The organism is Mycobacterium simiae, from assembly GCF_008370645.1.
Lineage (GTDB): Bacteria > Actinomycetota > Actinomycetes > Mycobacteriales > Mycobacteriaceae > Mycobacterium > Mycobacterium simiae_A.
Window position 1 is genome coordinate 1 of the sequence record NZ_VTZN01000268.1, and the last position, 4,507, is coordinate 4,507.

Annotated in this window: 4 protein-coding genes and 1 pseudogene; 4 read left to right on the forward strand and 1 reads right to left on the reverse strand. The window is 65.8% G+C overall.

The window, feature by feature from the left end; all coding sequences use genetic code 11:
- From F0Q45_RS24465 to F0Q45_RS24475, 3 genes and pseudogenes are all read left to right on the forward strand, one after another.
- Nucleotides 1-566: pseudogene (locus tag F0Q45_RS24465) on the forward strand (nitrite/sulfite reductase); the annotation flags it as partial.
- Between the two features lie 30 nt (nucleotides 567-596).
- Nucleotides 597-1,325, forward strand: coding sequence for a phosphoadenylyl-sulfate reductase (locus F0Q45_RS24470; protein WP_149656353.1), 729 nt, complete (start codon nucleotides 597-599; stop codon nucleotides 1,323-1,325).
- The gene (locus tag F0Q45_RS24475; RefSeq protein ID WP_149656354.1) at nucleotides 1,322-2,038 is read left to right on the forward strand and encodes a sirohydrochlorin chelatase; all 717 of its coding nucleotides are present in this window, start codon (nucleotides 1,322-1,324) and stop codon (nucleotides 2,036-2,038) included. Before F0Q45_RS24470 ends, F0Q45_RS24475 begins: the two co-directional genes overlap by 4 nt.
- A 74-nt stretch (nucleotides 2,039-2,112) precedes the next feature.
- Here F0Q45_RS24475 and F0Q45_RS24480 read toward each other — a convergent pair whose 3' ends face one another.
- The gene (locus F0Q45_RS24480; RefSeq protein WP_149656355.1) at nucleotides 2,113-3,045 is read right to left on the reverse strand and encodes a LysR family transcriptional regulator; all 933 of its coding nucleotides are present in this window, start codon (nucleotides 3,043-3,045) and stop codon (nucleotides 2,113-2,115) included.
- 100 nt (nucleotides 3,046-3,145) lie between these two features.
- Here F0Q45_RS24480 and F0Q45_RS24485 point away from each other — a divergent pair, with 100 nt between their 5' ends.
- Nucleotides 3,146-4,501, forward strand: a complete 1,356-nt coding sequence (locus tag F0Q45_RS24485) for an FAD-dependent oxidoreductase (RefSeq protein WP_149656356.1) — start codon at nucleotides 3,146-3,148, stop codon at nucleotides 4,499-4,501.
- Nucleotides 4,502-4,507: the final 6 nt, after the last annotated feature.

Sequence of the window (4,507 nt, forward strand, 5' to 3'; positions counted from 1 at the left end):
CCGGCTCGGACCGGGCGCGGTTCACCCCCTACCAGAAACTGGTCATCCTCGACGTCCCGGACGACAAGGTCGACGAACTGGTCACCGGCCTGGATGCCATCGGCCTGCCGGCCCGGCCCTCGTCGTGGCGCAAGAACATGATGGCCTGCACCGGCATCGAGTTCTGCAAGCTGTCTTTCGCCGAAACCCGGGTCCGGGCACAGACATTGGTGCCCGAATTGGAAGGCCGCCTGGCCGACATCAACGCTGACCTCGACGTGCCGATCACCGTCAACATCAACGGATGCCCCAACTCATGCGCCCGCATCCAGGTCGCCGATATCGGGTTCAAGGGCCAAATGGTCGACGACGGGGACGGCAAACCGGTCGAGGGCTTCCAGGTGCACCTGGGCGGTGGCCTCGGCGAGGATAGCGGCTTCGGCCGAAAACTGCGCCAACACAAGGTCACCAGTGACGAACTCGGTGACTACATCGACCGGGTGGTGCGCAACTTCATCGCGCAGCGACAACGCGGCGAACGGTTTGCAACCTGGGCATTGCGGGCCGAGGAGGCCGACTTGCGATAAGTCCACCAGAACCGAGCCGAGGACGACGAGATGAGTTATACCGAGGCGCAGCTACGTGAGCTGGCCGCGCGCGGTGCCGACGAGTTGGACGGTGCCAGCGCCGCCGACCTGTTGCGCTGGACCGAACTGCACTTCGGCGGCATCAACGGGCCCCGCGGATGGGCCACGTGCAACTATGTGGTCGCCTCCAACATGCAAGACGCCGTATTGGTGGACCTGGCCTCGAGGGTGCGCCCGGGCGTGCCGGTGCTCTTCCTCGACACCGGCTACCACTTCGCCGAAACCATCGGCACCCGCGACGCTGTCGAATCCGTCTACGACGTCCGTGTGCTCGACGTCGTCCCCGAGCACACGGTGGCCGAGCAGGACGAGCTGCTGGGTGTTGACCTGTTCGCCCGCAATCCCAACGAGTGTTGCCGGCTGCGTAAGGTTGTCCCACTGGCCCAAGCGCTGAGTGGGTATTCGGCCTGGGTCACCGGAATCCGTCGGGTGGAGTCACCCACCCGCGCCAACGCCCCGCTGATCAGCTTCGACGAAAGCTTTCGCCTGGTGAAGGTCAACCCGCTGGCCGCCTGGACCGACCAGGAAGTGCAGACCTACATCGAACAGCACAACGTACTGGTCAACCCGCTGGTCGAAGAAGGCTACCCATCGATCGGCTGTGCACCATGCACCAGCAAACCCGCCGCAGGTGCTGACTCGCGCAGTGGACGCTGGCAAGGGCAGTCCAAGACCGAATGCGGATTGCACGCCTCATGAGCACCCTGATACTGACCGCGCACGGCAGCAAGGATCCGCGATCGGCAGCTAACGCCCGAGCCATCGCGGCCGAGCTCACCAGCATGCGGCCCCGCCTCGACGTGCAGCTGGCGTTCCTGGAATTGGCCGAGCCGAGCTTCGCCGACGCGCTGACCGCATTGCCGAACGGCCGCCGGGCCGTCGTCAGCCCGCTGCTGCTGGCCAGTGCTTATCATGCGCGCCGCGACATCCCCAACCAGATCGAGCGCGCCGGTGTGCGCGGCATCCGCCAGGCCGATGTGCTTGGCGAAGACGATCGCCTGGTGTCGGTTTTACGCGAGCGCCTCGCGGAACTGCGGGTGTGCCCGCTCGACCACGACCTCGGCGTGGTGGTGGTCGCGATCGGCTCGTCGAACGCCGCAGCCAACGCACGCACTGCACAGGTCGCCGCCAAACTTGCCGAGGGCAGCCGGTGGGCGGGCGCCACGATCGCCTTCGCCACCCGGCCTGAACCATCGGTGGCTGCTGCCGTCGCGCAGTTGCGGCGCCGCGGCGCCCGCCGGCTGGTGATCGCGCCCTGGTTCCTGGCACCGGGACTCATCACCGATCGGGTGTGGAATTACGCGCGTGACAATGGCATTGCGATGGCGCAACCGTTGGGCGCACATCGGCTAGTGGCCGAGACCTTGCTCGACCGCTACGACCACGCGCTGGCCGCCAACATCGCAGCCTAAACCCGTTCGCCCAACGTCGACTTGTTGCGGGATAAGGGCGCAATACGTCGCGACAAGTCGACGGTCGCGGCAATCTATGTTGTGGTGATATGGCTGAGCAGGTCTCGGATCGCCCCGGCGGGTGGAGTGCGCCCGCCGACCCAAATGGCTCGAAACTGGCGCCTTAGGTCCAATTCAGGGACCGCGACGGCGCGTAACCGACCGACTGCCAGGTCATCGGCAACTGCCAGCCGGCTCATTGCCGCCGGTCCGGCGCCGGCCAGAACCGCGGCCCGCATGGCCGCGGCGGAGGACAATTCGAGCACGGGAGCCGCTTGCTGCATGTCGTCTCCCAGTACCTGACGCAGCGCCACGGTCAGCGAATCGCGGATGCCCGAACGGGGCTCGCGGGTGACCAGGGGTGTCTGTGCGAGTTCTTGTGCAGTCACCGGGTGCGCCCGTCGGGTCCACTTGTGACCGGGCGGCACCACGATCACCAGTGCATCGTGTCCCACCACGCAGCTGCCCAATCCTTTTGGCGGACCTGGATTTTCGACGAAACCGAGATCGGCGACGCCATCTCGGACAGCGGTGATCGCATGCTCGCTGTTGGTCGCCGTCAGGATAACTTGGGGGGCGGTGCGACCGCGCTTCGCGGCCGCGCCCTGCAGGGCCAGCAACCAGTGCGGCATCAGCTGTTCGGCGATCGTCTGGCTGGCCACCACTTTGATCCGCTGGCGACCTTCCTCCCGCAGCGAGCCCAAACCCGCGTCGACCTCGTTGGCAACGTCAAGCAAGCGCGCGGCCCACTCGGCGACGATCAAGCCGGCGGGCGTGAGTTGTGAGCCACGAGTGGTTCGTGCGGCCAGCGTCACGCCGATCTGGGCTTCCATCGACGCGAGCCGCTTGGACAGGGCTTGTTGAGTCAGTCCCAGTTCGCGCGCGGCGCTGCTGAGGCTTCCTGTCTCAGCGATTGCCAGAAAAATCTCGAACGAAGCGAGTTCGGGCATACGGGAACTGAGGGGCATGGTTGATGAAACCATGAAAACCGGGACACAACCCGCGTTTGTGACAACACAACATCGAAACCGCTACCCCCATCCCCGGGAAACGAGAAACATCAGTCCCATGACCCGTCCACACCACGTCGCGATTGTGGGTTCCGGCCCATCCGGGTTCTTTTCCGCGGCATCACTGCTGAAAGCCGCCGACCAGACCCAGGTCGCAGTCGACATGCTGGAAATGCTGCCCACGCCATGGGGCTTGGTGCGCTCCGGCGTGGCACCAGATCACCCCAAGATCAAATCGGTCAGCCAGCAGTTCGACAAGACGGCCCAGGACCCCCGTTTTCGCTTCTTCGGCAACATCACGGTCGGCGAGCATGTCCAAGCCGCAGCACTCGCCGAGCGCTACGACGCAGTGATCTACGCCGTCGGCGCCCAGTCCGACCGGCCCCTCAACATCCCTGGCGAACACTTGCCGGGCAGCGTCGCGGCGGTCGATTTCGTCGGGTGGTACAACGCGCACCCACACTTTGAACAGATGGCACCTGATCTGTCGGGCACCCGCGCCGTCGTAGTCGGAAACGGCAATGTCGCAGTCGACGTCGCCCGCATCCTGGTGACCGACCCCGACGTGCTCGCTACCACCGACATCGCCGATCACGCATTGGAATCATTGCGCGCCTGCAGCATTGAGGAGGTGCTGATCATCGGTCGGCGCGGCCCGCTGCAAAGCGCCTTCACCACCCTGGAGTTACGCGAGCTGGGCGAGCTCGAAGGGGTCGACGTGGTCGTCGACCCGGCGCAACTGGACGGCATTACCGACGACGACGGGGCCGCGGCCGGCAAAGTCGCCAAACAAAACATCAAGGTGCTGCGCGACTACGCAGCCCGCACTCCCCGCCCCGGCCACCGGCGAATCGTGTTGCGGTTCCTGACGTCTCCCATCGAAATCAAAGGGCACGACACGGTGGCAAGCATGGTGCTCGGCAGCAACGAACTGGTCACCGACGACAGCGGGCGCATGGTGGCCAAGGACACCGGCGCGCGGCAGGAACTGCCGGTGCAGCTAGTGGTGCGATCGGTTGGCTACCGCGGCGTCCCCACGCCCGGGCTGCCATTCGACACCCGCAGTGCCACCATCCCGCACGCCAACGGCCGAATAGCTGGCAGTCGCAACGAATACGTCGTCGGCTGGATCAAGCGCGGCCCGACCGGAGTGATCGGTACCAACAAGAAATGCGCCCAAGACACCGTCGACACGCTGCTCGCTGACCTGGCGGCCCAACCGGACGCCGGCGGCGAGGCCGCAGACCGTGCTGACCAACTCGCGCGCTGGCTCGCGTCGTGCCAGCCCCAGCTGGTCAGTGCCGCGCAGTGGCAGGTGATCGACCGCTTCGAGCGCGACGCTGGCATCGCGCAGCACCGCCCGAGAGTCAAAGTAGCGAGCCTGACAGAGCTGCTCCGGCTCGGGAACGGCTAACTACCA